Origin of the sequence: Silanimonas sp. (assembly GCF_027530345.1) — a bacterium.
In the GTDB taxonomy this organism is placed as follows: domain Bacteria; phylum Pseudomonadota; class Gammaproteobacteria; order Xanthomonadales; family Xanthomonadaceae; genus Silanimonas.
The window spans coordinates 121,698-146,565 of record NZ_JAPZQK010000022.1 but is presented as its reverse complement, the minus strand read 5'-3'; the positions used below and the strand labels follow the sequence as shown (position 1 = coordinate 146,565).

Below are 24,868 nucleotides of genomic sequence, written 5' to 3'. Positions count from 1 at the left end.
CGCGCGACGCGGCGGCTCAATGGCCGCCGTCGAGTTCCTTCATGCCGCCGATGAGCTTGGCGATCGCTCCGCTCGCATCGCCGTAAAGCATCCGCGCGTTGTCGGCGTAGAAGAGCGCGTTCTCGATGCCGGCGAAGCCGGTGCCCTTGCCGCGCTTCACGACGATCACGTTGCGCGCCAGCGAGACATCGAGGATCGGCATGCCGTAGATCGGCGAAGCCGGGTCGGTCTTGGCCACCGGGTTCACCACGTCGTTGGCCCCGATCACCAGGGCCACGTCGGTGATCGGGAACTCCGGGTTGATGTCGTCCATGTCGGCGATGATGTCGTAGGGCACGCCAGCCTCGGCGAGCAGCACGTTCATGTGGCCGGGCATGCGCCCCGCGACCGGATGGATGGCGAACTTCACCTGCACGCCGCGCTTCTGCAGCGCCTGGGTGAGCTCCCACACCTTGTGCTGGGCCTGCGCCACGGCCATGCCGTAGCCCGGAACGATCACCACGCGCTCGGCGTAGGCCATCATCGCGGCCACGTCGCTGGCCTCGATGGGCTTCTGCGAACCGCTGATCGCCTGCGCTTCGCCGGTGGCGCCGAAGCTGCCGAACAGCACGCTGGCGAGCGAGCGGTTCATCGCCTTCGCCATCAGCTGGGTGAGCAGCATGCCCGCCGCGCCGACCACCATGCCGGCGATCATCAACGCCTCGTTCTGCAGCACGTAGCCTTCGAAGGCCACCGCAAGGCCAGTCAGGGCGTTGTAGAGCGAGATCACCACCGGCATGTCGGCGCCGCCGATCGGCAGCGTCATCGCGATGCCGACGATCAGGGCGAGAGCGAAGAAGATCGCGATGACGAGGATCGCCGGCGTCGGCTGAAGCACGAGCAGCACGCCGCTCAGCACCGCGCCCGCCATCAGCGCGGCATTGACCATCTGCTGCGCCGGAAAGGTGTAGCGCTTGTCCATGCGGCCGTCGAGCTTGGCCCAGGCGATCACCGAGCCCGAGAACGAGATCGCGCCGATCAGCGCGCCAACGACCGCGAGCACCGTCATGGTCGGGCTCAGGCAGGCGTGGTCCGCCATCGACGTGGCGTCGCAGGTGCCGGTGTGGCCCGAGGCGCTCACCAGCGCCGCGGCGCCGATGGCCGCCGCGGAACCGCCGCCCATGCCGTTGAAGATGGCGACCATCTGCGGCATGTCGGTGAGCGGCACGCGCTTGCCCCACACCCAGAACACGGCGCTCAGCACCAGCGCCAGCAGCATCAGGCCGAGGTTGATCGGGTCGACGCCGTGCGAGCCCCAAGTGGTGGGCGCGACGAAGGTGACCAGCGTGGCGAGCACCATGCCGACGCCGGCCCACTGGATGCCGCGCCGCGCGGTCACCGGCGAAGACATGCGCTTGAGGCCGACGATGAACAGCACCGCGGCGACGAAGTAGCTGGCCTTGGCCAGCAGGTCGAGCAGGTTGTCCATTACGCGCCTCCCTTGCTCGACTTGAACATCTCGAGCATGCGCTCGGTCACCACGTAACCGCCGACGGCATTGCCGGCGCCGAGCAGCACGGCGAGAAAGCCGATCACGCGCTCGGTGGTGGTGTCGGCATGGGCCAGAGCGACCATGGCGCCGACGACGACGATGCCGTGGACGAAGTTCGATCCCGACATCAGCGGCGTGTGCAGGATCACCGGCACCCTCGAGATGATTTCATGGCCGCAAAACGCGGCCAGCATGACGATATACAGCGCGACGAACCCGTCCATCCGTTTCCCCATGTGGCGAGCCCGATGGGCTCCTGTCCCGGGCCCCATCTTAACCACGGGATGAACATCACCTGCGAGCGGTCAACGCGCGGGGATGGCATGGCGTTATGGCGGACACGGCAACCGCCGTCATCCCGGAGCCCCGCCATGCGCCATTCCGCCCTCTCCCGCGTCGCCCTCGCCACCGCCTTCCTCATCGCAGCGTCCGCCGCTTCCGCGCACGCGACCGGCCCCGTCGCCGACCGTTGGGAAGCCCGCGGCGATCGCGTCGACCACCGCCTCGACGCCCGCGGTGACCGCATCGACGGGCGCCTCGACCATCGCGCGGACGTGGCCGACGCCCGCGGCCACGAGCACCGCGCCGACCGCCTCGATGACCGCGGCGACCGCATCGATGGCCGGCTCGACGCCCGCGGCGACCGGCTCGAGCGCCGGGCCGACCGGATCGGCCAGCGCCGCCAGGGCCGTCGCGGCTGAGCTTTCCGTCCTCTCTCCCGTCAACCGAATGCGAACCGCTGCGTTATCGTCCCCATGGATGGCCACGGACCCGCACGCCCCTTGAGCCCGAACGCGGCCCCGCCGGAGATGGCGCTCGACGGCTTCCTCGCCAGCGTCGAGCGCCGCGCGTTCCGGATGGCCGAGCTGGCGCTCGGGCACCGCGAGGACGCGCTGGACGCCGTGCAGGACGCGATGATCGCCTTCCTCGGCTACCGCGACCGTCCGCAATCGGAATGGCCGGCGCTGTTCTTCAGCGTGCTGCGCAGCCGGATTACCGACCGGCACCGCCGCAACACCGTGCGCCGCCGCGTGCTCGCCGTCTTCGGCGTGCGCGACGAGGAGGAGGCCGAGGACCCGATGGCCCAGATCGCCGACACGGCGCCCGGCCCGGCCGAAGCCGACGAGCGGCAGCGCGCTTGGAAGGCGCTGGGCCAAGCCCTGCGCGCCCTGCCGCGGCGCCAGCGCGAGGCCTTCCTGCTGCGTGAGCTGCAGGGGCTCTCCGGCGGCGAGACCGCCGCCGCGATGGGCTGTACCGAGGGTTCGGTGAAAACCCACCTGTTCCGCGCGCAGGCCGCGCTGCGGACCCAACTGGACGATTGGCGATGAACACCCCCGACGACGGCCGCCTGCCTCAGGCCCGTGCCCTTTTCGATGCCCAGGTCGAGGCGCTCGACGGCGCCACGGCCACGGCACTGCGTGCCCGGCGTCGCGAGGCGATCACGACGATGCCGACGCGATCTCGGCGGGCTTGGTGGTGGCCGGCCAGCGGCGTCGCCACCGCGGCACTGGCCGTGGTGCTGTGGTTGCCGCGAACCGATGGGCCCGCCCCCGCGCTGCCGGCGGGCTCGGACGGCATGGCCGCCTCGACCCCGGCGACGGTGCCGCAGGCCGATCCCGGCGCGCCCATGGCCCTAGACGCCGGGGCCGCCGAGGCCGCGCGTTTCGCCGATACCGCCCTGGTGGAACTCGAGGACGACGCCGAGTTCTACGCTTGGCTCGCCACCGTGCCGGACGACGCGGCCAGCCCCAACGACCCCCTGGCCCCGCCCGCCGCAGGCCCGCATGAAGGACTCACGCTATGACCCGGACCCTCGCCCTAAGCTTCCTGATCCTCGCCGCCGGAACGGCGGCCGTCGCCTCGGCGCAGGCGCCCGCGGCGCGTTCGTGGGAGTCGCTCTCCGAGGCGGACCGGGCGGCACTCATCGAGCCGACACGGGAGCGCTGGGAGCGCGCCACGCCCGAACAGCAGCAGCGCTACCTCGATCGCGCCCGCTTCTGGGCCAGCCTGACACCGGAGCAGAAGCGCCTCGCGCGGGCCGGTGCCGAGCGCTTCCGCCAAGCCGATCCGGAACAACGTGTCCGCTTGCGGGAGGTCTGGCGGCGCTTCCAGTCCCTGCCGCCCGCCGAGCGGGACGCGGCCCGTCGCACCTGGGAATCGCTGAGCCCCGCGCAACGGCGGGCATGGCTGGAGGCCGGCGGCCCCGGCGTGGCGCCGCCGCCCGCCAACGACCCGCCGCGCTGAGCGACGGGCCGGAAACGCCGGTCAGGCCGTCGCGGCGGCCTCGGCGCGCACCCAGCAGCTCTTGTCGATCAGCTCGTCGTTCCAGTCGAGCGTGATCGCGCCGTCCTTGAGGAACAGGCTGACGAAGTTCAGCAGGTTGCGGGCGTACATCTCGCTGGCATGCACGGCGCCGCTGCTGGCGAGGTTGAGCGGGCCGGCGACGGTGACGCCGCCGTGCTGCACGTTCTCTCCCGGCGTCGTCAGCTCGCAGTTGCCACCGGTCTCGGCGGCGAGATCGACGACCACGCTGCCCGGCTTCATGCCGGCCACCATCGCGGCGGTGATGATCTTCGGTGCGGCGCGGCCCGGCACGGCGGCCGTGCACACCACCACGTCGATGCCCTTCAGGTGGTCGGCGAGGCGCTGCTGCTGCAGGGCGCGCTCCTCGGCGCTGAGCTCGCGCGCGTAGCCGCCGCTGCCCGCGGCGGACACGCCGAGGTCGAGGAACTTGCCGCCGAGCGATTCGATCTGCTCGCGCGTCTCCGGGCGCACGTCGAAACCCTCCACCTGCGCACCGAGCCGGCGCGCCGTGGCGATGGCCTGCAGTCCGGCGACGCCGGCGCCGACGACCAGCACCTTCGACGGACGGATCGTCCCGGCCGCGGTGCTGAGCATCGGGAAGAAGCGCGGCGCGAGCTGCGCGCCGAGCAGGACGGCCTTGTAGCCGGCCATGCCCGCCTGCGAGCTGAGCACGTCCATCGCCTGCGCGCGCGTGGTGCGGGGCAGCTTCTCCATGGCGAAGGCGATGGCGCCGCGCGCCTTCAGCGCGGCCTCGCGGTCGCCGGGGGCATGGGCGGCGAGCATGCCGACGACGACGGCCCCGGGCTTCAGCTTCGACAGGGTGGCGGCATCGGGCGACTGCACGCAGAGCAGCAGATCGGCCTCGGCCAACGCCGTGGCGCCATCCGCGCCACCGGCGGCCTCGTAGGCGGCATCGGGGAATCCAGCGTCAGCACCGGCATCGCGGGCGACGCGCACCTGCGCACCGAGGGCGGCGAGCTTCTTGGCCGTTTCGGGGGTGATCGCGACGCGGCGTTCGCCAGCGGCAGTTTCCTTCAGGCAGACCACGGTGACCGGCATCGGCGCGTCCTCGAATAGGGAGCCCCGATGCTAGCCCACGGTTCAGGCGCTGTCGTGCCTCAGGCGATGTCCTGCTTCAACCGGCCGACCATGCGCTGCAGGGCGTCCTCGAAGGCGCCGCCCTGCGCGTCGCGCAACTGGAGCTTCCCGAGCTTCTTCAAGGCGCCCAGTTCCTCGACCGAGGCGACCAGCATGCGGACGCCGCGGCGGTTCACGAACATCAGGCGGTTCGAGATGGGCGAGATCCAGGCCAGCTTGGCCGGGGCCAGCTTCTCGTCTTCGCCGGCCAGGCTGATCCAGTCGCCGACCTTGAGGTCGCGGAGCTGGGCGAGGTCGTCCGGATCGAAGTCCGGAACGGCATCGGTGCCGCCGACGATCTTCAGGCGCGGCTGGGGCGGCAGCGGCGGCGGCTCCGGGGCGACGCGGAGCACCGCGGCGGCCTGCTGCGCGGCCACGGCGTCGCCGCGGCGCTGGGCTTCGACGCCGTCAGCGATGGCCTTGATCACCGCATCGGCGGCATCACCGTGCACGCCCGAGCTGCCGAGCACGGCGACGAGATCGGCGCTCAAGCCCTGCATCGCCGTGGGAATGCTGATGCCCCCGGCCTTGCCGCCCGGCAGCAGGTCGAGCAGTTTGTCGGCCAGCGACAGGGCCGCCGACCAGGCGACCGACTCGGTGCCTTCGCGCAACGCGACGAGCGAAAGATGGTGCGACCAGCTGCGTGCGAGGAACTCCCGCAGCGCCGCCGGCACCTTGCGGCCGTCGACGCGGTTCGACACTTCGCCACCGGCCTGGACGCGGGCGTGCTCGAGGCGCTCCTGCCCGCGCTGCGCCTCGGCGGCACGCTTCTCGGCCAGCTCGACGCGCTTCTGGTGCTGCTCGAGGAAACCGCGCAGCTCGGATTCGAGCGTCTCGAAGATGGCGACGTCTTCGTTGAAATCCCCCACGAGGGTGTCGACGACCTGCTCCGCCTTGCCGAGCATCTCGCGCTCGTGCGCGCTCTGCCCGCCATTGCCCTCGCAGGCTTCGGTGACCGCGTTGAGCAGCCGGCGCGCCGGGTGCGTGCGGTACATGAACATCTGGCGGTCGAGCAGGGCCACCTTGACGTAGGGCACGACGAGGCGGCTGACGAGGTTGCGCGCGCGCTGCTCGAAATCGTGTTCGTCGAACAGCACGTCGAAGAGCATGCCGACGAGGTCGACCGCGTCTTCTTCGTCCGGGCTGATGCGCACCTGCTCCGGCGACAAGCCGATGCGGCGGGCGCTTTCGAGCAGGTCTCGCTTCAACAGGACGGAGAGCGAGGCCTCGTGGCGCTCCATGGTCTCGAGTACGGACGGCGGCACTTCGGTCTGCATCAGCGAGAGCACCGAGAGCATCTCGGTGGTCTGCAGGGCGCGACGTTCGGGCAGGCCGTGGCCCACGGCGCCACTGGCCGGGCCGCCGGACGGCTGCGGGCGCAGGGCGCGGAGCATCTCACGCAGCAGGCTGAAGACGTTGGCGTCTTCCTGCGACGTCGGCGCCGCATGGCCGTGGCCATGGCCGTAGCCGTGTCCATGACCGTGGCCTTGCGCATAGCCCCCGGCGTCGTGCTCGGAAGACGGCGTCGCAGCGCCGGAATTCGTCGGCGGCGGCGCACTGCCGGGGCGCGCCGCTCCACCGCCCGGACGCATCGAAGCGCCGGGACCGATGCCCTGGCGCGGCACGAGGCCCGCCGCCATGAAGCGCTGCATCAGCGGATCGAGCACTTCGTTGAAGCGGGCCAGCAGCTCGCGCTCGTAGTACTTGTAGAGCACCACCTGCAGCATGTTCGGCAGTTCGATGCCCTGCACCGCGCGGTGCAGCGCGTGGCCGAAATTCAGCGGGCTGAGCGGGTTCTGGCGCGGCGCGAGCGACTCGACGCCCATGATCTTCGCCAGTGCCTTGGCCAGCGCGTCCAGCGAGTGGCCGTGGGCCCGCTGCAGCGCCTCCACGATCAGGTCGGAGGCGAGCTGCTGCTCAAGCTCCTGCTCTTCCACCAGGCTGAGGCGAAGGCCATCGGCGGAGCCTTGCTTCGGTTCGATCAACTCGTCGAACAAGGCCTCGTACTGGCGGGCGAACTGGCGCTCGATGGTGGCGCGCGTGCTCCGCAGGGTGTTCATCGCCTCGAGGCGCGGCGAGCGCGCGAACGGATCGGCGCCTTCACCTTCCTTCTGAGCGAGGTCGAACATCCAGTCGTCCGCCTTACCCAGCACCGCGTGCACGAGCGACGACAGCTGCTCCACCACCGAGCGGCGGGTGTAGCGCAGCAGTTCGTCGTAGGTGGGCGGTCGGGAACTCACGGGCGTCATCGTCGGGAGGGCTTGGGGGGAATCTGTAGAGGATAGTGGGGGTGTTAACACTTGCAAACCGTGACGGTGCCTGCAGTTGGGCGCTGCCGGACGGGGCCTCGCTACAATCGGCGGATGGACCTTTTCACCGCCTTGATGCAGCGCCGTTCCGTCCCGAGCCGCCAGCTTGGCGCCCCCGGCCCCGACGCGACCCAGCGCCGCGCCCTGTTCGAGGCCGCCATGCGCGTGCCCGACCACGGCAAGCTCGCCCCCTGGCGCTTCCTGACCATCGAAGGCGACGCCCGGCACCGCCTTGGCGAACGCCTCGCCACCCGCGCGAAGGCGCTCGACCCCAACGCCCCGCAGGCCGCCATCGACAAGGACCGCGAGCGGTTCAGCTTCGCGCCGCTGATCGTCGCCGTCATCGGCACCCCGGTCGAAGGCCACAAAGTGCCCGTGGTCGAACAGCTCATGTCCGGCGGGGTCGTGTGCTTCGCCCTGCTGCAGGCCGCGCAGGGTCTCGGCTTTGGCGCGCAATGGTTGACCGGCTGGGCCGCCTACGACCGCGAGATCCTCGACGGGCTGGGGCTCGCGCCGCATGAACTGCTGCTGGGCTTCATCCATATCGGCACCGCGCAGGGCGAGGCGCCCGAGCGCCTTCGCCCGGCGCTAGACGCGAAACTGACGGAATGGTCGCCGTGACGCCTCCCGCGGCGAACGCCGTGCACCTCGTCGATTCGAGCCTATATGTGTTCCGCGCCTGGCACGGCACGCCGATCGACGCCAGCGACGAGGACGGCTGGCCGGTCAACGCCGTGCACGGTTTCGCGCGCTTCCTCTGCGAGCTGATCGAGCGCACGCGCGCGGAGCGCCTGGCGCTGGCCTTCGACGAAGCGCTGGATTCCTGCTTCCGCAACGCGATCTACCCGGCCTACAAGGCGCATCGCGATCCGGCGTCCGAGGAATTGAAGCGCCAGTTCGCGCACTGCAAGGCGCTCGGCGAGGCGATGGGCCTGCCTGTGCTCGCCCATGTGGAATACGAAGCCGACGACCTGATCGGCACAGCGGCTGCGCAGGCGCGTCGCGACGGCCATGCGGTGGTGATCGTCTCGGCGGACAAGGACATGGCGCAGCTGCTCGACGAGGGCGACTGGCAGTGGGATTTCGCCCGCAACGAGCGCTGGGACTGCGCCGGCGTGAAGCCACGCTACGGCATCCACGCCCATCAGGTGGCGGATTACCTCGGCCTCACCGGCGACGCCAGCGACAACATTCCGGGCGTGCCCGGCGTGGGGCCGAAGACCGCCGCCACACTGCTCGCGATCTATGGGTCGATGGACGCCCTGCTCGACAAGCTCGACGAAGTGCCGCTGCTCAAGCTGCGCGGTGCCGCCCAGCATGCGGTGCGTCTGCGCGAACACCGCGAATCGGCCCTGCTCTCGCGCCGGCTCGCCACCATCGTCCGCGATGCCCCGCTGCCCGGCGACTTCGACGCTGCGCGCCGCCGCGCACCGGACAGCGACGCCATCGACCGGCTGTGCGAGCGCCTGCGCATCGGCCCGATGACGCGCCGCCGCCTGCAGGACGCCGCGAGGATGCCGACTTGAAGGGAGCGCCATGAACCCGAAGCACGAAGGCCCGGCGCAGGTCGCCTGGGAAGGCCGCTGGCTGCGCATCCGCACGCGTGGCACGTGGGAATACGCCGAGCGCACGCACGCCGAGGGCAAGGCGGTGATCATCGTCGCCGTCACCCCGGAGCGGAAGCTGCTGTTCGTGGAGCAATACCGCGTACCGCTGCAGCAGCGCACCATCGAGATGCCCGCCGGCCTTGTCGGCGACAACCTCGGCGAGGACACGCTGGAATCGGCGGCGGCGCGCGAGCTGCTGGAGGAAACCGGCTGGCAGGCCAGCCACGTCGAGGTGCTGATGGAAGGCCCGACGAGCTCCGGCATGAGCAGCGAGATGATCGCCTTCTGCCGCGCCACCGGACTCACCCGCGTGCATGCGGGCGGCGGCGACGAGACCGAGGACATCACCGTGCACGAGGTGCCGGTCGACGAGGCCGCACGCTGGCTGACCGCGAAAATGGCCGAGGGCTATGCGATGGACCCGAAGCTCTGGGCCGGGCTGTGGTTCATCGAGCGCAATCCGGATGGCAGCCGCGCCGGCTGAGGGTCAGGAAACCGCGATCGCTTGGGCGCCCGCCGCGAAGCTAGGGCTCATCGATCAACGGGAGTCGCGGTGAATAGCTGAATTGGGCGTTCCTCACCGCGTGCTCGACGAGCGCAAGCTCGGCCACGATGCCCTCTTCGTGCTCCTGAGCTGCCGTCACGGTGTGGGTGAAGACGACAATGCGACAAACATTCTCAGGTAACGCAAGAGCGACGATCCAGCGATGGAGGCGAAGCGCCTCACCGCTCTCCACGGCGTCCTTCACCTCTTTCCTCAGGTATACGCCACGAGCCAAGGTATCGACGTCGCCTGGAAGGAGCGCGTTCTCCAGCATGCGATTACGGTCCGCTTCGTCCTTTCCTTCCCACTGGAACACGCTCACCCGCAGCGTCCCGGAGTCGGGAAGGTCCTCGTAGAACACCCCTTGCACGCCGCGCTGATCCTCGAACCGCCATGACGACGGGATCGAAAACGTCACGGCGTCGCGATAGGTCACTGCAGCCATCTCGTCGTCGCGCACTTGGTTCGGATCGGCGGCAAACGCCATGGACGTAAGGAGAAGAACGACGGCTGACCAGCGCCAATCGCGGCTTGATGCTCGCGCGATACGTTTATCGATACCCATTCGTCGCATCGACCAGCAGGCTGGCGATCTCCGGCTCGAAGGCCGAATGCCCCGAGGTCGGCGCGATGTGCAGCGTCGCTTCCGGCCAGGCTTTCTTCAGGTCCCACGCGTTCTGCACCGGGCACACCACGTCGTAGCGGCCGTGCACGATGGTGCCGGGGATGTGGCGGATGCGGTGCGCGTCGCGCAGCAGCTGGTCGTCGTGCTGGAAGAAGCCGCCGTTGACGAAGTAGTGCGACTCGATGCGGGCGAAGGCCAGCGCGAAGGCCTCTTCCTCGTGGCCGGACATGAAGTCCGGGTCCTGGCGCAGGAAGCTCGTCGCGGCCTCCCACACGCTCCAGCGCCGCGCCGCGGCGAGGCGAACGGCCGGATCCTCGTGGGTGAGGCGACGGTGGTAGGCCGAGATCAGGTCGCCGTGTTCGACCGCGGGGATGCCGTCGAGGTACTGCTGCCACGCATCGGGGAAGAGGCGCGAGGCGCCCTCCTGGTAGAACCACTCGAGCTCCCAGCGGCGCAGCATGAAGATGCCGCGCAACACGAGCTCGGTGACGCGCTCGGGATGGGTTTCCGCATAGGCCAGCGCCAGCGTCGAGCCCCAGCTGCCGCCGAAGGCCTGCCAGCGATCGATGCCCAGGTGGGCGCGTAGCGCTTCGATGTCGGCGACGAGGGCCGGCGTGGTGTTGTCGACGAGGTCGGCGTGCGGCGTGGAGCGACCGGCGCCGCGCTGGTCGAACAGGACGATGCGGTAGTGCTTCGGGTCGTGGAAGCGGCGCATCTTCGGGCCGCAGCCGGCACCGGGGCCGCCGTGCAGCATCACCACGGGCTTGCCCTTCGGGTTGCCGCACTGCTCGTAGTACAACCGATGCCGCGCGTCGACCTGCAACGTGCCGGTGTCGAAGGGTTCGATGTCGGGGTACAGGGCGGCCATGCGTCACTCCGGTGCGGGAGGGCAAGGATACGGGGCGAGACCCCGCCCGCGCGTGCTTGAACTGTCACGCAGGGCGCGTATGCTCAGGCCTCAATGGAGCCCGCTACGCCGCATCAGGCCGTCGTGCTGGCCAGGGTCGATAGCACCCCGGCACGGGGTTCTGCCCCCCAGCGTTTCCCGGCCGGCCCGGCCCCCCGCCTCCTCAGTCTCGACGCCCACGGCCGCATCCTGAACTGGATGACTTGGCAGGACGCCGCATGCCTGTACGCCCGCGGCGCGGTGGCCTGGACGCTGGGCGATCCCTGCCTGCAGGTGCGTGGCGGCGTGAACCGCTGGACCGGGCGGCAGAGCGTGCTCGACATCGCACCGATCATCGCCGCCAAGGGCCATGCCAGCGCCCGCGTGCCCGAACCCACCCCGGCGCTGACGAATACCGCGCTGTTCGCCCGCGACCAGTGGATCTGCCTGTACTGCGGCGGGGACGGCCGCCGGCTGCCGCTGACGCGCGACCATGTCATCCCGAGCTCGAAGGGCGGCAAGGACGTGTGGGAAAACGTCGTGGCCGCCTGCATCCACTGCAATTCGAAGAAGGGCGGCCGCACGCCGCAGCAAGCCGGCATGCCGCTGCTGGCCGTGCCGTTCCGGCCGAGCTGGGTCGAGCACCTGATCCTCTCGAACCGCCACATCCTGGCCGACCAGATGGCCTTCCTGACGGCGCACCTGCCGAAGCGGGCGCGGCCGCAGGGCTGATCAGTCCGCCGCGCGCTCGCGAGGCGTCCCGGTGATGGTCACTTCGACGCGGCGGTTCGGCTGCAGGCATTCCGTCAGCGCGCGGGTGGCGACGTCGCCGCCCGGGCACTCCTTCACCGGCTCTGCTTCGCCGCGACCAATGGCCGTGATGTCGGCCGCGATGCCCTTCCCCTGCAGGTAGGCCCTCACGGTGTCGGCGCGGGCCTGCGACAGTCGATCGTTGTAGGCCTCGCTGCCGAGGCGGTCGGTGTGGCCGACGAGGGTGATCGACTCGACGCTCGCATAGGCCTCGCCGAGCTTCGCCGCGAGGGCGTCGAGCTCCGCGCGGCCCTGCGGCAGCAGGTCGGCCTCGGCGCTGCGATCGAAACGGAACAGCGCGCTGGCGTTGAGCACGATGCGCTCCACCCGCACCGGCGCCGGCGGCGGCACGCAGGCCTCGGCGGCGGCCGTCGCTTCCCCGAGGTTTTCCTCGGCGATCTGCACGTAGGGCTTGGCGTGGCGCCACTGCTGCTGGTTGTACTCGTTGCCGGCATGCACCAGCTCGACTTCGCCGCAGGCGACGAGCTGCTGCGCGCAGCGGAAGCCCACGTGCTGCTTCAGGGCGCCGAAGCGCTCCCACAGGTCGGGGCGCAAACGCGCGGCGCCGTTGACGAGCGGCGTGTCCATCGGCAGCGGCTCGGCCTGGGCTTCCATCGCGGCGACGAGCTTCACCGACTCGTCGAGCGCGGCCTGGGTGAAGTCGCTGCGGTCGTTGCGCGTGTACTCGTGGAAGCTCACGTCGAGCCAGCACTGCGCCTTCGAGAGATGGTAATCGCGCACCGGGCGGCCGCCTTCGTTCAGCGCTTGGATGCGCTGCTGCACGCCGGCGTAGGCGCCGTGGTCGGCATGGATGGCGGCATCGCTGGTGCGCTCGCCTTCGGGGCGCAGCGCGACGTCGGCGGCGAAGGCGCTACCAGCGAGCGACAGCGCGGCGGCGATGGCGGTGGGGAGAGTGAGGCGCATCGTGGGGTCCTTGGTCAGTCGCGGTCCGACGCGTAGGGGTCGGCCATGAACAGGGTTTCGTCGAACTTGAAGCGCAGGCGGACGTAGAACCCGTCCTGCGTGTATTCGTAGCGGGCGAGGTCGGGGTCGCCTTCGAAGCCGGCCCAGTTGTAGCCGACGGACAGCCACAGGTTCTGCCGCAGCAGGCGGCCGACCTCGAGGCCATAGGCGTACTGGTTGGCGCCGTCGTCGCCACGGAAGGTGGCGCCGAGCAGGCCGAGGTCCCAGTTCTCGGTGACGTCGTAGACCACGCGGCCCGAGGCCAGCCAGGCGTTGAAGTCGTCATCGACGACGCGGCCGTCCGGGCTGGTGAAGCGGTCGTCCTGCCACTTCGCGGCCAAGCGGCCAGTCAGCCACCACGGGCGGCTCGGGTGCCAGTCGGCGTGGGTCGAGACGATGTGCGCGCGGCTGCGGACGCTGTCGCGCGTGGCGCCACCGAGCACCGGCGGGAGGCCGAGGCCGGTCGTCACGCCAAGGCCGCTGTCGTCGTCCTCGAGCTTGTACTCGTAGCGGGCCAGCGCGTTGACGCGGTTGGTGTCGGTGTCGCGGTAAGCGAGGCCGACCTGCGTGCGGTTCTGCAGCACATCGCCGCGCGCCGCGTAGTCGGTGCGCAGCAAGTAGTTGCGCGCCAGCAGGGTCCAGTCGCGGTCGATCTTGCGGCCGACGCTGAGCTGCCAGAGGCCGGTGTCGAAGGCCTCGTCGCCCGGCGTGCGCTCGCTGTCGTCGGTGCGACGCAGTTCGACGCGCGTCGCCGCGCGCCACAGCTCGCTGGCCGTCCAGTCGAGGCCGAACGACGCGCCCGTGGCATCGCCGGTGAGGCCGTCGATGACGTTGACGTGTTCGAACGCGGTGGTGAGGCGCAGGCCCTCGCGGATCTCCCACAGGTTGCGGATGCCGTTGGCGGCCTGCACATCGCGGCCGGCGATGGCGTCGCGCAGCCGGTACTCGTTGAACAGCTGGGTGTCGCGCAGCACGGTGGAGTCGACGCCGAACACGAAGGTGTCTGCGCGGCGGCCCGCGGTGCTCACGCCGTACAGGCCGGAAAGGCCCGTCTGCCGCTCGGCGCGGGCGTAGAGGCGCTGGCGCTCGCGCCACTGGTAGTCGACGCCGAGGGCCACGCGCTCGCGGTCCTCGCCGGCGACATCGGCTTCGACTTCGCCACCCACCATCAGGCGCTGGCTGGCCTGCCAGCCGGCACCGAGGCGCAGCGTGGTGCTGTCGAGCTGGGTGCCGATCGGGAGGTCGGAGAGCGGCGCCTGGCCGACGCCATTCCAGATCAAGGGCAGGCCGGTCTGCGGATCGAGCGGCTGCTGGCCGAAGCCCAGCGCGCCGCCGGCGCTGCCCGTGGCGATGCTGCCGCCGAGGCCGAAGCGGTCGCCGAAGGGCGCAGCCGTGCTCCACGGCGAATAGCGGCCGACGGTCTCGCGCAGCTTGCGCACGCCGAGGTCGAGGGTCAGGCGTTCGGTGGCCTGCCAGCGCGCGCCGAGGTTGGCCCCCTCGCGCTCGCCGCCTTCCGCGTTGCGGTCGGTGCTACGCAGGGCCTCGAGATACAGATCGACGCGCTCGCCCAGCGCGTAGCCGAGGTCGAGCGAGGCTTCGCCGCGGCCGCCGTACAGGGGCGAGGCCGGGTTGTTGAACTCGGGGTCCGACGCGCCGGCGAACAGGCGGGCGTCGAAGCGCTCGCCGTCGTGGTCGAGTTCGACGCGCCAGGCGTCGCCCTCGATCCGGCCACTCACGCCCTGAAGCGCGGGCGAAGCGAACTGGTTGATCGGATTGGTGTTGACCTCGCCGCGGCTGCGCGCGAACTCCGCCACGAGCCGCGTGTTCTCGCCGAGCTGCACGCCGGCGTTGAGGCTGCCGAGATCGCTTTCCGCGAACGGATTGCGGTCGTCGACGAGGCTGCCGCCGAGCTCGACGCGCTCGCCAAGCTTCACCTGCGCATCGGCGCCGGCCACCCAGAAGGCCTCGGTGCCCTGGTCCACTTCATAGGTGACGCGCAGCGACACCGGGTTGAGGTCGGTGTCGAACGCGGGCAGGAACTGGTTCAGGAGGATGCGGCCCGAGAACACCTCGAAGCTGTAGTCGACGAAGCGCAGCAGCGGACGCACGCTGAGGATGCGCGAGGGCTGGTTGCGGTCGCGCACCACCACCTCGACGCGCTCGCTGCCTTCGTAGACGGCGTTGTTGCGCAGGCCGTAGGGGCCGCTGCCTTGGCTCGGGAACTCCTCGATCACCTGACGCAGGTCGTCGTGCATGGCGAACACATTGCCGCGCACGCGCGGCGTGTCGACGTGCCAGTTCAGGCCGGTGGCGCTGCGGTTGTAGAGGCCGAGGCTGCGCTGCGCGAGCGGGCCCTGCCCGGCGCCCAGCGGCGCCATCGCGGGCTGGCCGTCGGTGGTCTGGAAATCACCATAGAGCAGGTAGCTGCGGCCCTTGTCGACGCGCAGGTAAAGGCGGTCGGCGCTGCGGGCGTCGAAGCCGAGCAGCGAACTGTCGCCGTAGACCGGGTAGTACTCGTCGGGGCGGATGTCGCGCAGCAGCCGGGCTTTCGTGTCCTTGTCGGAATCGAAGGCGGCGGTGAGCAGGTATTCGCCTTTCACCTTGCCTTTGAGGAAGAACGCGGTGCGCAGCGCGGCGTTCGCCTTGCCGCCGTTGAAGTCGCGCTCCCAGCGGCGGATCTCCCGCTCGAAGCCGTCGTCGCTGCGGGCCGGCTGCACCACGTTGGCGCCGTCGCGGAAGCTCACGACCGCATCGACGAAGCCGGTGGCGAGCATCTCGCGCATCTCGGGCACGTAGCTGACGACGCCCTGCGCCGTCGCCTTGCCGGCCGTCACGCGCAGCAGCACGTCCTGCGGGGCGTGCGGGGCGAGCAGCTGGAACTCGGCCACGCCATCGACCACCTTCAGCTGCACGCCGGGCGTGGCGCGGTCGGCATCGCGACGGCCGGGGCCGCCCTCGTACGTGCTCGCGCCTGCCAGCAGCACGCGGCCGCCGCTGTGTTCGATGGTGGCGAAACGTTCGCCACGCAGCGGCTGGCCATCGGCACCCAGCAGACGCACGCGCACCGTGGTCGCGGTCTGGCCGTCGGCCGGCAGGTCGTTGCCCGCCACCTCGACCACGAGGTTGTCGATGTCGCCCTGCGCGGCATCGATGGCGCGCGGCGGCGTCCCGGTGCTGGCCGGCGACTGCGGATAGAGGGCGGCGCCCTCGCCCAGCACCGGCGTGAAGCGCTGCGGCGCCGAGGCGGCCGTGGCTCCGCCGACGAGGGCCAGGGCGATGCCGAAGGCCAGCGCATGGCGCGCGCGGGGGAGTGTGGAAACCATCGTGTCGTTACCGGAAGAGTGCTGGCGGCGCATCAGCGGGCGCCTCCGTCGTTGCGGGCGCGCGGCTGTTCGGCCGGCTGGTTCGCGCCGTCGGTGGCCTGCTGGGGGGCGGCGGCGGGCTTGCTTTCGAAGCGCAGGCCGGGCTGTGCCGGCTCGCTCTCCGGGGCGCGCACCTCGCCGTTGCCGCGACGCGCGCGCACCTGCTCCAGCACGCGGTTCGAGCAGCTGCCTTCGATGAAGTCGGCGCGATGCAATTCGCCGTTCTTCAGGTCGAGGAACAGGCTGTTCGCATCGCCGAGGTTGCGGTTGCTGCTGGTCGTCAGCACGGCGCCGCGGGGCAGCGTCGAGCCGTCGACCTTCAGCGTGGCGCTGCGCGGCTCGATGCCGCAGTAGCTGTACTTGCCCTCGACGTCGGTGATCGCGAAGGTGCCGTCGCTGAAGTACAGGCGCACGCCCGGAATGCCGAGCTCCTCCTCGCCCTGCAGCGAATCGCGGTCGCAGTCGACGAAGACCTTGCCGAGCACGCAGGCCTCGCTGGCAAAGACACCGCCGGTGACGCGCACGCGGTACTGCGCTTCGTTCGAGACGATGCTGCCGCCCACCGGCACCAGCGTGCCGGGCACCAGGCAGCCGCCGGTGATGCCGCAGCCCACGGCGGTGGCGCGGTTCACGCCGTCGCCCTGCTGGCTGCCCACGCCGACGCGCACGCGGTAGGTGATGACGCGCTGGCCAGCCGCCGGGATCGAGCCAACCGTGAAGCCGAGGCGCGGGCCCGGGGCGCCGACCGGATCGCTGGCGGCCACGCCGTCGATGCGCGCCGTGCCGGCGATGTAGGTGAAGCCCGGCGGCAGCACGTCGAGCACCGAGAGCTGCGGCAGGGCCGAACCGGCCGTCTGGCGCACGGTGAGCGTGTACAGCACGGTGTCGCCGACCTCGGCGATCTGGCGGTCGCCGCTCTTGCTGATCGACAGGCCCGGTGCGACGCGCGGGTCGAGCGGGAGGTGGTTGTGCACGATGTTCGGTGCCGTCGAACCGCTCGAGACCACCAGCCAGTACTGCGTTCCCGTGCCCGGAACCACCGTCGGCGCGGTGGGCTGCGGCTGCACGCGGAAGGTGTCGGTCGGACCGCCCGGCGGATTGAGCGTGCCGGCCTGCGGCGGGATCAGCGTGGAGACGAAGGTGTGCGTCGCCGGCGGCGTGACCGTGAGCTGGAAGGTGCAGCGCGCGGGCGCCGTCGGGGCGAACAGGAACTGGTAGAGGCCGTCCGCACCCACCGTCATGGCGATGCTGCTGCCGCTGACGCGGTAGCCGCCGCCCGCGGCGTTGAGCACCTGCGTGCTCGGGTCGTAACCCGCACACGTGCCGACCGGCGCCAGCGTGACCACCGAGCCGGGCACCGGCTGGCGGGTCACCGCGTCGTAGACCACGCCGCTCGGATCGACGGGCAGGCTCTGCTCGACGAGCTCCTGGCCCGGCGCGAGCACGACCTCGATCTCGGTGATGCCGGCCTCGTTGCGACGCACGCAGGAACTGGCCGTGCCGTTGGCGATGGCGGCATCGCGGTCGCAGCGCGCCGGCGAATTCGGCGTGGTTTCGCCGTTCACCGGGAAGCCCCACAGCACGCCGCCCGGCTCGCGGAAGCGCACCACGTAGGGCAGGCCCGGCGTGAGGTCGGCGAAGCGGTAGCGGCCGTCGGGGCCGGTGGCCTGCGTGGCGATGACGCGGCCGGTGGCCGGGTCGACGAGCTCCACCGTCCAACCCTGCAGCGGACGATCACCGCCGTCGCGCAGCGCGATGCTGCTGCCGATGTCGTACCAGACCGAACCCGAGAGCGCGGCGGACTGCACGATCACCGTCGGCGTGCGGCAGGCGTTCTGCGTGATCGCCGGATCGCAGACCGGCAGTTGGCCCACATTGCCGTCGAAGGCATCGCGCTCGGCGGGCGTCGGGCCGCGGAAGTCCGGCTCCCCGCCACCGCTGACCAGCACGGCATTGTTGAGCGTGGTGCCGTTGACGATGCCTGCGGCCACGCGCACAGGCACGGTGATGGCGTTGGGGCTGGTGCTGCCCGCGCCGATCAAGCCATTGCTGCGGCATTCGAAGCGATCGTCGTTGGCGGCGCCGGAACAGACCCAGCCGGTGCCGGTCGGCATGGCCGTCAGGCGGATGCCGGCGGGCAGGCGGTCGCGGACGAGGATCTCGCCCACCGTCGGGCGCTGGCCCTGGTTGCGAACGCGGATGGTGTAGCTGCCCGCGGCGTTGCTGGCGAAGCGCGTCGGGGTCGCCGACTTGCTCACCACCACGTCCGGCGTGTCGCCGATTTCGCCGAAGTTATTGTCGATGGAGTCGACGCCCGGGCCGATGACGATGCCGCCAATGGCCGAAGGCACCGTGCTGACCGGCGTCGCCGTGCCGCCCGTGCTGCCCGGCGTGGTGAGGCCATTGCTGGTGTCGGCCGGCTGCGCGAGTTCGGTCACGGTGTAGGTGCCCGGACGCAGGCCGGTGAAGCGGTAGCGGCCATCGGCATCGGTGCTGAGCTCGATGCTCACGGCGTTGCCGAGGTCGTCGGTACCCGTGAGGCGCACCACGATGCCGGCATAGCCCGGCTCATCGGCGTCACGGACGCCGTCGTTGTCGCGGTCGTTGTAGACCGAGCCGGCGATCGACGACACCGGCACCTCGCCGAAGTTGTTGTCGATGGAGGCCTGGCTCGCACCGAGCAGAATCGCCGTGATCGCGCTCGGCGTGGTCGCCACCGTCGTCGCCGTGCCGCCGGTGCTGCCCGCGACCGTGCGGCCGTTGGCGGTGCCGCTCGGCTGCGCCGGTTCGGTGACGGTGTACGTGCCCGGCAGCAGGCCGTCGAACGCGTAGCGGCCGCTGCTGTCGGTCTGCACGGTGCGGTTCACCGCCGTACCGTTGACGTCGGTGCCGGTGAGCACGACGGACACCGAGGCGATGCCGTTCTCACCCGCATCGATGACGCCGTCGTTGTCGCGGTCCAACCAGACGCGGCCGGCGATCGAGGCGTTGTTCGGGATCTCGCCGAAGTGGTTGCCGGTCGAGCTGCCGCCCGGCGTGGTGAGGCTGATCGTGCTGATCGCACTCGGTGTCGTGGCCGGCGTGGTGGCCGTGCCGCCCGCCGTACCCGGCGTGGTGATGCCGTTCGCGGTGTTGGCCGGCTGGTTCGGCTGGGTGACGGTGTAGGTGCCCGGACGCAGCGACGGGGCGGTGTAGCTGCCGTCGGGCTGCGTGGTCACCTCGACCGTCACCGGCTGGCCGCGGTCGTCGGTGCCGGTGATGCGGATCGTCTGGCCGCCGATGCCCGCTTCGCCCCCGTCGATGACGCCATCGTTGTCGGCATCGCGATACACGCGGCCACTGATGGCCACCGGCAGGATCTCGGCGAAGTTGTTCGCGGTCGAGTCCGCGCCGGCCGGCAGCGTGATGGCACTGACTCGGCTCGGCGAGGTGCCGGTGGGTGAATCGGTGCCGCCGGTGCTGCCGGCATCGACATCGCCATCGAGCGTGGTCACCCCGACCACGACAGGCTGCGCGGTCTGCTGCGTCACCGTGTAGGTGCCGGCGACGAGATCGGCGAAGCGGTAGCTTCCGTCGGCCTGCGTGGTCACGGTGACCGGCACGATCGCGCCGCTCGGGCCGGTGCCGCTCAGCGTCATCTGCACGCCGGCGATCCCGTTCTCGCCGACGTCCTGCTGGCCGTTGTTGTTGGCGTCGAGGTAGACGACGCCCGCCAGGCTGCCCGCGATCTCGCCGAAGTTGTTGCCGGTCGAGCCGGTCACGGAGAGGTTGTTGATGGTGATGACGTTCGAGGGGTTCTCGAGGCCGTTGTTGTAGCCCGCCGGCTGCGTTTCGGTGACGGTGTAGTTCGCCCCCGCCACGAGACCGGTGAACGACCAGAAGCCGTTGGCGTCGGTGGTCGTGGTGATCGGGCCGCCCGGGCCGTTCAGGGTGATGGTGACGCCGGCGATGCCCGCGCCCGCCTCCACGCCGCCGGCCTCGAAGCTGCCGTTGTTGTTGCGGTCGACGTAGACGAAGCCGCTCAGGCTCGGGCCACCCGGCGCCGAGATGAGGTCTTCACCGAAGTTGAACTGCGTGCCGTCCAGTCCGCTGCCGAGGTTGATGCCGGTGATGCGGTCGGTGCTTGCGGCCGGTGTGTTCGGTGCCGCGGCGCAGCCGACGCAGGCGACCCCGCCCACGAGACCGGGATTCACGGCATTCGGACGGCTCTGGTAAGTGCCGGCCGGACCGGGCAGCGGCTCCTCGAGCACGTACGTGGCCGAGGGATCGAGGCCGAGGGCCGCGAAGTCGAACTGGTAGAGGCCGGCACCGTTGGTGGTGGCGGTGGCCAGCACCGTCGTGCCGGCGGCATCGAGCAGGCGCACCGTGGCACCACTGATCGTCGAGTCGGTGCCGGCGTTGAAGACGTCGTTGAAGTTGCCGTCGACGTACACGGTGCCGAAGAGCACCGGCTGGCGCAGCTCGGGGAAGTGGTAGCGGACGCCGGCTTCATTGGTGCCGACCACGACGCCGGTGTAGCTGGAATCGCCGCTGAGCGCCGGGCGCACGTAGGCCGGCGTGCCCGCGGTCAGCGACGGGCCATTGGCGGTGCCGAAGGCCGGCGGATCCACCGGGCCGTTCGCGAAGCCCGATGGCTGCGTCTGGGTGATGGTGTAGCCCGCCGCATTGGACGGCGCCAGGTTGCCGAAGCTGTAGTTGCCGCTCGCGTCGGTGGTGGCGGTAACGCCCGAGAGCACGTTGCCGTAGGTGTCGGTGCCGGTGAGCGTCAGCGTCACGCCGGCGATGCGTGGTTCGGGGCCGGCGGCCTGCGGCGTGCCGCCGTTCGCACCGGCGCGGTCGCGGTCCTGGAACACGGTGCCGGCGAGCGTCGCGCGGGTGACGTTGGTATCGAGCGTGGTGCCGTTGTTGCCCGGCGTGGGGTCGACCTGCTCGGTGGTGATTGCTGCGCCATTGGTGACCGTCGTGGTGGTGCCGGTTCCGGCCGGGGGATAGGCCACCCACTCGGCGGGAATGATCACGCGCACGCGGCCGGGGGTGCCGGTGAGGAAGGTCAAGTCGCCCACGTTGCAGGTGAGGGTCTGCGAGCCCGACACCACGGTGAAGGGAATGGCCGCCGGCGGCGCGCAGGTACCACTGCCGTTCGCATCCGGAAACGCGCCGGCCAGCGTGTCGCCGACCTTCTGCCAGGTGGCCGGGCCGGTGACGCGCAGGCCGATGGGCAGGCTGTCGGTGACGACGGTGCCGGTGCCGTTCAACGGGTTGGTGCCCGAGCGGTCGCGCGAGATCGACAGGCCCGGGCCGTTGTTGGTGCCTTCGACCACGTAGAAGAAGGGCTGGCGCAGCGTGACGCTCGGCGTGTTCGCCGGCAGCGCCACCGTCGGGTCGGCGTTCGGCGCCGTCAGCACCGCGAACTTCGCCACCGACAGGTCGGCGCGCGAACGGATGGTGGTGTCTTCGGAATCGGTGTTGTTGCTGAGGTCGGTGTCCGTCTCAGCGGCCGACGCCGTGGCGGTGTTCGCCAGCGTGTCGCCGCTGCCGCTCGGTGCCGTCTCGTACTGAAAGGCGAGGAAGAGCTCGGACACCTGGTTCACGCCGATGACGCCGTCGACGTTCGGCGCGAAGCCGACACCCGGCATCAGGCAGCTGAATTCCATCGCCGCGCCGAGGCTCGGGTTCACGCCGTTGGTCTGCGTGCAGCGGGCCGGCACGAACGGGCCCGACGAGGACGTCGATGCACCGAGGTAGCGCAGCGTCTTGCCGGCCAGCGGCGTGACGGTGTCGGTAATCACCACGCTGCTGGCCACGGACGGGCCGAGGTTGCGCACCGACACGCGGTAGGTGATGAGGTTGTTGGTGAAGTCGCTCGGATCGAAACCGATCGGGTCGACGAGGTCGGTCTTGTTGGTGAGCAGATTGATCTGGTCGGCGGTCAGCGTCAGCGTCTCGCTGCGCTCGTCGTCGCCCGCGTTCGCCACGCTGTTGTATTCCCAGGCGCCCTGCGCGTCGCTGCCGGTCGAGGTGTTGCCTGGGAAGGTGAAGCTGCCCACCGCGGTGTACGGGCCCGCCGCGCCGAAGTTCGGGCGCAGGGTGACCTGCAGGTTCTGCGCGTTCTGGTTCGCCATGTTCTGCGCGGCGCAGGTGATGACGATCTCGCTCGGGGCACCGCTGAGGTTCGCGTACGACGTGCCGCCGGCACCGGCGGCAGTGGTCACGCCCACGCCAGGCGTCACGACGCAGGCCACGCCCGCGCTGTTCACCACGTTGGTGAGCACGAAGCCGGTGTCATTGGCCGGAAGAGTGATCGTCGCGCGATGGATCACGTCACGGGCGACCGACGGCCCGGCGTTGAGGTAGTCGATGCGGAACGTCGAGTTCACGCCGACCTGGCCCGTGGCGCTCGGGCTGGCGACGTTGGCCGTCGTCCGCATGTTGGCGAAACGCTCGACGGTGACGTGGTCTTCCGCGGTGTTGTCGGAGAAATCGGCGTCGCCGACAGCACCGACAACGGTGCGATCGGTCGCGACGACCGCCGTGTTGCAGAAGGCGTTCGGCTGGGTGGCGCCGTTGCAGGTAGCGTTGTTGCCCGCGCTGTCGTTGAGCGGGCGCTGCACCGTGATGCCGATGGTCGCGCTGGCGGCCGGTGCCAGCGGCGTGAGGCCCGAACGGCAGGTCACCGTGCCGCTGGTGGTGCTGCAGGTCCAACCCACCGCACCCGTGAGGTCGAAGGTCGGCGCCGGCGTAGCGGGCGCACCGGTGCGGAAACCCGGCAGCGGATCGGTGATGACGATGCCGGTCGTCGCATCCGGGCCATTGTTGGTGACCGTCAGCGTGTAGGTGACGCTGCTCTCGCTGATCGAGACGATCTTGTCGCCGCCGGTCGGCGTCGACGTCGCCTTGGTCAGGGCCAGATCGGCGCTCTGCGTCGTGGCGGTGGTGCCGCTGCCCGGGCCGGCGCAGTCGTTGCTGGTGTTCGGGTCGAGGTCGGGGCCGGGGGTCACCGGCTCGGCGCTGCCGCCGCTGCCACCGACGCACGCGGTGTTGACGATGTCGGTGTCCGCGGCCACGGCTTCGGTGACGATCACCAGTGCATTGCCGCCGTCGAGCGTGGTGCCGACCAGTACCGGATAGGTGCCGGTGAAGGTGCAGGTGACGACCTGGGGCGCGCCGGCGGCGGCGCAGCTCCAGGGGCCGCTGGAGGAAACGAAGGTTTCGCTGGGCTCCAGCTCGTCGGTGACGACGAGGTTCGAGCTGACCACCTGCGGGCCGTTGTTGCGCACCACGATCGTGGAGCGGATCTCCGAGGCCGCGCCCGCACCGATGGTGACGATGCTGCGGTCACGCGACTTGCTGGTGATCTGCAGGTCGGCGCCGTCCGGCAGCACCGTGAGGTTCACGCTGCCGCTGTTGTTCGGCAGCGACGGGTCGGGCGTGGCCGAGCTCAGCACGCCGGTGTTGGTGAACACCTGGCCGGTGCCGGGCACGCCGGTCGCCGTCGTCGCCGTGAACACGATGTTGTCGGTGGCGCCCACGGGGAACGACGCGCGCGTGCACTCGAGGCCGGTGTTCCCGGCACCGGTGAAGGCGCAGGTCCAGTTGGGGCTCGAGGTGATGGCCACGCCGGCGAAGCCGGCCGGAAGCGCGTCCGTCACCACGGCAGTGCTGATGACGCTCGGGCCGGCGTTGCGCGGCCGAAGGGTGAACGTGACCGTGCTGCCCTCCACCACCGGCGTCGCCGACACCAGCTTGGTGATGCTGCCATCCGCACCGGGATTCACCGCGGTGTTCGCGATGGCGGTGTTGTTGTTCGGGTCGAAGTCGGGCGTCGCGCCGCCGCCAATGGTGTCGACCACCGCGCTGTTCGCCACGCTGCCCGAGCCCACGTTGACCGTGGCCTGGTAGGTGAACGAGGCCGACGCGCCATTCGCCAGCGTGGCGGCACGGGTGGCCGTCAGCACGCCGCTGACGTGCGAGAAGATCCAGCCGGCGCCGCTCGCGCTGCCGCCCACATAGGTCGTCGAACTCGAGAGCGTGTCGAGCACGCGGACGCCGACGGCGTCGTTCGGGCCGTTGTTGGTGACGTTGATGGTGTAGGTGATGCGGTCGCCACCGTTCACCGGGTCCGGACTATCCGTCTTGGTGATGGCGAGGTCGGCGCCGTTGGTCACCGTCGTCGCCTGCGAGCTGTTGTTGTTCGCGGTGTTGGTGTCGGTGCCGAAGAAGGGGTCGCCGCCCGCGAGCGGCAGGGCCGAGGCCGGCGGTACGCCCACGCCGATGGCGCCGCGGAGCGTGACGGTGCCGGCCACGGTGGTCTGGAAGCGCAGCTGGAAATCGACCGGGCTGCCCGGGGTGGGCGCGGCCAGCGTGCCCACCAGGGTCCCGTGGGTGCAGACCACCTGGGCCGGCAGGCCGGCGCGAAGGCTGCAGTTGCCCGGCAGCGACACCGGCGTCGTCCCCGCCGGCACGTCGAACACGGTCTGCACGTTGGCGATGCTGTCCCCCGCGCTGTTCTCGATCCGCACGTCGTAGACGATGGTGCCGCCGGCCGGCGTCGGGTCTGAACCGTTCGGAGCGGGGCTCTGGTCGTCGCGGATGAAGGCGAACTGCAGGTCGTAGGCGACGGCAGGCGAAGCGGCCAGAGCGCCAATCAGGACGAGAGACAGCGCACGAGCGACGCGGCCAAAGGCGGCCACGGGAGAGACGGGCATGGGGAACACCGGAGGATCAAGCAGGGTGAATGCGGGGGTGACGGCGCGGCGGAGTGTGGGGAGGGCCTCCCGCGAAGGCAATTAA

The 24,868-nt window shown here is 70.6% G+C and carries 17 protein-coding genes; 8 read left to right on the top strand and 9 right to left on the bottom strand.

Annotated features, from left to right (window positions below; all coding sequences use genetic code 11):
• Positions 1-16: 16 nt before the first annotated feature.
• Complete coding sequence (locus O9255_RS11935; RefSeq protein WP_297867086.1) at positions 17-1,468, bottom strand: NAD(P)(+) transhydrogenase (Re/Si-specific) subunit beta; 1,452 nt, start codon at positions 1,466-1,468, stop codon at positions 17-19.
• Positions 1,468-1,755 carry an NAD(P) transhydrogenase subunit alpha gene (locus O9255_RS11930; RefSeq protein ID WP_297867085.1) on the bottom strand — a complete coding sequence of 96 codons (288 nt, stop codon included), beginning with the start codon at positions 1,753-1,755 and terminating at the stop codon, positions 1,468-1,470. Before O9255_RS11930 ends, O9255_RS11935 begins: the two co-directional genes overlap by 1 nt.
• 147 nt (positions 1,756-1,902) lie before the next feature.
• Here O9255_RS11930 and O9255_RS11925 point away from each other — a divergent pair, with 147 nt between their 5' ends.
• From O9255_RS11925 to O9255_RS11910, 4 genes are all read left to right on the top strand, one after another.
• Entirely contained in the window at positions 1,903-2,232 is a 330-nt protein-coding gene (locus O9255_RS11925) for a hypothetical protein (protein WP_297867084.1), read from the top strand.
• An 81-nt stretch (positions 2,233-2,313) separates the two neighbouring features.
• Positions 2,314-2,859, top strand: coding sequence for an RNA polymerase sigma factor (locus tag O9255_RS11920; RefSeq protein WP_297867083.1), 546 nt, complete (start codon positions 2,314-2,316; stop codon positions 2,857-2,859).
• Positions 2,856-3,335, top strand: coding sequence for a hypothetical protein (locus O9255_RS11915; protein ID WP_297867082.1), 480 nt, complete (start codon positions 2,856-2,858; stop codon positions 3,333-3,335). Before O9255_RS11920 ends, O9255_RS11915 begins: the two co-directional genes overlap by 4 nt.
• Positions 3,332-3,775 carry a DUF3106 domain-containing protein gene (locus tag O9255_RS11910; RefSeq protein ID WP_297867081.1) on the top strand — a complete coding sequence of 148 codons (444 nt, stop codon included), beginning with the start codon at positions 3,332-3,334 and terminating at the stop codon, positions 3,773-3,775. The genes O9255_RS11915 and O9255_RS11910 overlap by 4 nt, the downstream gene beginning before the upstream one ends.
• Positions 3,776-3,796: 21 nt before the next feature.
• Here the strand turns inward: O9255_RS11910 and O9255_RS11905 are convergent, their stop codons facing one another.
• The gene (locus O9255_RS11905) at positions 3,797-4,894 is read right to left on the bottom strand and encodes an NAD(P) transhydrogenase subunit alpha (RefSeq protein WP_297867080.1); all 1,098 of its coding nucleotides are present in this window, start codon (positions 4,892-4,894) and stop codon (positions 3,797-3,799) included.
• 59 nt (positions 4,895-4,953) lie between these two features.
• The gene (locus O9255_RS11900) at positions 4,954-7,212 is read right to left on the bottom strand and encodes a DUF1631 family protein (RefSeq protein ID WP_297867079.1); all 2,259 of its coding nucleotides are present in this window, start codon (positions 7,210-7,212) and stop codon (positions 4,954-4,956) included.
• Between the two features lie 123 nt (positions 7,213-7,335).
• Here O9255_RS11900 and O9255_RS11895 point away from each other — a divergent pair, with 123 nt between their 5' ends.
• Genes O9255_RS11895 through O9255_RS11885 form a run of 3 tightly spaced genes read left to right on the top strand, consistent with a single transcriptional unit; the run spans position 7,336 to position 9,372 of the window.
• On the top strand, positions 7,336-7,902 hold the full coding sequence (locus tag O9255_RS11895) for a nitroreductase (protein WP_297867078.1): 567 nt from the start codon (positions 7,336-7,338) through the stop codon (positions 7,900-7,902).
• Positions 7,899-8,807, top strand: coding sequence for a 5'-3' exonuclease H3TH domain-containing protein (locus O9255_RS11890; RefSeq protein ID WP_297867077.1), 909 nt, complete (start codon positions 7,899-7,901; stop codon positions 8,805-8,807). Before O9255_RS11895 ends, O9255_RS11890 begins: the two co-directional genes overlap by 4 nt.
• 10 nt (positions 8,808-8,817) lie before the next feature.
• Positions 8,818-9,372: an NUDIX hydrolase gene (locus O9255_RS11885; RefSeq protein WP_297867076.1), complete on the top strand. Its 555-nt coding sequence runs from the start codon at positions 8,818-8,820 to the stop codon at positions 9,370-9,372.
• A gap of 40 nt (positions 9,373-9,412) precedes the next feature.
• On the opposite strand, the gene O9255_RS11880 is transcribed toward O9255_RS11885, so the two are convergent.
• Positions 9,413-9,997, bottom strand: a complete 585-nt coding sequence (locus O9255_RS11880; protein ID WP_297867075.1) for a hypothetical protein — start codon at positions 9,995-9,997, stop codon at positions 9,413-9,415.
• On the bottom strand, positions 9,984-10,925 hold the full coding sequence (pip, locus tag O9255_RS11875) for a prolyl aminopeptidase (RefSeq protein WP_297867074.1): 942 nt from the start codon (positions 10,923-10,925) through the stop codon (positions 9,984-9,986). Before pip ends, O9255_RS11880 begins: the two co-directional genes overlap by 14 nt.
• 93 nt (positions 10,926-11,018) lie before the next feature.
• On the opposite strand from pip, the gene O9255_RS11870 reads away from it, so the two are divergent.
• The gene (locus tag O9255_RS11870; RefSeq protein ID WP_297867073.1) at positions 11,019-11,675 is read left to right on the top strand and encodes an HNH endonuclease; all 657 of its coding nucleotides are present in this window, start codon (positions 11,019-11,021) and stop codon (positions 11,673-11,675) included.
• Here the strand turns inward: O9255_RS11870 and O9255_RS11865 are convergent, their stop codons facing one another.
• Genes O9255_RS11865 through O9255_RS11855 form a run of 3 tightly spaced genes read right to left on the bottom strand, consistent with a single transcriptional unit; the run spans position 11,676 to position 24,783 of the window.
• Positions 11,676-12,677, bottom strand: coding sequence for an OmpA family protein (locus O9255_RS11865; RefSeq protein WP_297867072.1), 1,002 nt, complete (start codon positions 12,675-12,677; stop codon positions 11,676-11,678).
• A 14-nt stretch (positions 12,678-12,691) separates the two neighbouring features.
• A complete protein-coding gene (locus O9255_RS11860) occupies positions 12,692-16,072 on the bottom strand; it encodes a hypothetical protein (RefSeq protein ID WP_297867071.1) in 3,381 nt (1,126 codons plus the stop codon).
• Entirely contained in the window at positions 16,072-24,783 is an 8,712-nt protein-coding gene (locus O9255_RS11855; RefSeq protein WP_297867070.1) for an SdrD B-like domain-containing protein, read from the bottom strand. The genes O9255_RS11860 and O9255_RS11855 overlap by 1 nt, the downstream gene beginning before the upstream one ends.
• Between the last annotated feature and the right edge of the window lie 85 nt (positions 24,784-24,868).

What these genes read in the sequence shown, in the direction of transcription:
- O9255_RS11870 (WP_297867073.1), top strand. Translation starts at nt 11,019, where the DNA reads ATGGAGCCCGCTACGCCGCATCAGGCCGTCGTGCTGGCCAGGGTCGAT.
- O9255_RS11895 (WP_297867078.1), top strand. Translation starts at nt 7,336, where the DNA reads ATGGACCTTTTCACCGCCTTGATGCAGCGCCGTTCCGTCCCGAGCCGC.
- O9255_RS11855 (WP_297867070.1), bottom strand. Translation starts at nt 24,783, where the DNA reads ATGCCCGTCTCTCCCGTGGCCGCCTTTGGCCGCGTCGCTCGTGCGCTG.
- O9255_RS11865 (WP_297867072.1), bottom strand. Translation starts at nt 12,677, where the DNA reads ATGCGCCTCACTCTCCCCACCGCCATCGCCGCCGCGCTGTCGCTCGCT.
- O9255_RS11935 (WP_297867086.1), bottom strand. Translation starts at nt 1,468, where the DNA reads ATGGACAACCTGCTCGACCTGCTGGCCAAGGCCAGCTACTTCGTCGCC.
- O9255_RS11860 (WP_297867071.1), bottom strand. Translation starts at nt 16,072, where the DNA reads ATGCGCCGCCAGCACTCTTCCGGTAACGACACGATGGTTTCCACACTC.
- O9255_RS11885 (WP_297867076.1), top strand. Translation starts at nt 8,818, where the DNA reads ATGAACCCGAAGCACGAAGGCCCGGCGCAGGTCGCCTGGGAAGGCCGC.
- pip (WP_297867074.1), bottom strand. Translation starts at nt 10,925, where the DNA reads ATGGCCGCCCTGTACCCCGACATCGAACCCTTCGACACCGGCACGTTG.
- O9255_RS11915 (WP_297867082.1), top strand. Translation starts at nt 2,856, where the DNA reads ATGAACACCCCCGACGACGGCCGCCTGCCTCAGGCCCGTGCCCTTTTC.
- O9255_RS11930 (WP_297867085.1), bottom strand. Translation starts at nt 1,755, where the DNA reads ATGGACGGGTTCGTCGCGCTGTATATCGTCATGCTGGCCGCGTTTTGC.
- O9255_RS11910 (WP_297867081.1), top strand. Translation starts at nt 3,332, where the DNA reads ATGACCCGGACCCTCGCCCTAAGCTTCCTGATCCTCGCCGCCGGAACG.
- O9255_RS11880 (WP_297867075.1), bottom strand. Translation starts at nt 9,997, where the DNA reads ATGGGTATCGATAAACGTATCGCGCGAGCATCAAGCCGCGATTGGCGC.
- O9255_RS11905 (WP_297867080.1), bottom strand. Translation starts at nt 4,894, where the DNA reads ATGCCGGTCACCGTGGTCTGCCTGAAGGAAACTGCCGCTGGCGAACGC.
- O9255_RS11925 (WP_297867084.1), top strand. Translation starts at nt 1,903, where the DNA reads ATGCGCCATTCCGCCCTCTCCCGCGTCGCCCTCGCCACCGCCTTCCTC.